Source organism: Arhodomonas sp. KWT (genome assembly GCF_010993615.1).
Map to the genome: position 1 here is coordinate 1 of NZ_WNXE01001169.1, position 502 is coordinate 502.

1 protein-coding gene and 1 pseudogene are annotated in these 502 nt (G+C 74.1%); one reads left to right on the forward strand and one right to left on the reverse strand.

Going from position 1 to position 502, the window contains the following annotated elements; all coding sequences use genetic code 11:
- The coding region (gene pgk / locus G7A99_RS24775) for a phosphoglycerate kinase (RefSeq protein WP_163144736.1) at positions 1-189 on the forward strand (189 nt) is incomplete at its 5' end.
- 68 nt (positions 190-257) lie between these two features.
- On the opposite strand, the pseudogene G7A99_RS24780 reads toward pgk, so the two are convergent.
- A pseudogene (locus tag G7A99_RS24780) lies at positions 258-502 on the reverse strand (carbamate kinase); the annotation flags it as partial.

Here is a 502-nt window from a genome sequence, read left to right on the forward strand (position 1 = left end):
CTGGCCCGGGCGATCGCGGCGAGCCCGGCGTTCTCCATCGCCGGCGGCGGCGACACCCTGGCCGCCATCGCCCGTTATGGCGTCGGTGATGAACTCTCCTACATCTCCACCGGCGGCGGTGCCTTCCTCGAATTCCTGGAGGGCCGGACCCTGCCCGCCGTCGCCGCGCTGGAGGCCCGGGCCGGCTGACCACGCCGGGTACGGCGTTGGGTCCGGCCGGTGCCTCCACCCGGCTGACGCCCCGGTGCGGGCGGTGACTACGTGTCCGGGCGGATCTGTGTGCCGCCCCGGCCCTCGAGGATGGCGACGGCGTCCTGGAGGCGGCCGATGCCGGCGAGGCCGCCGGATTCGGCGAATTCGCACGCTGCCCGGACCTTGGGGGCCATCGAGCCCTCCGGCAGTTCCAGTGCGCGGGCCTCGGCGGCGGTGAGCCGTTCCAGCCTTTCGGCGCCGTCGGTGCCGAATCCCCGGTAGACCCCGTCGACGTCGGTCAGCATCAGCA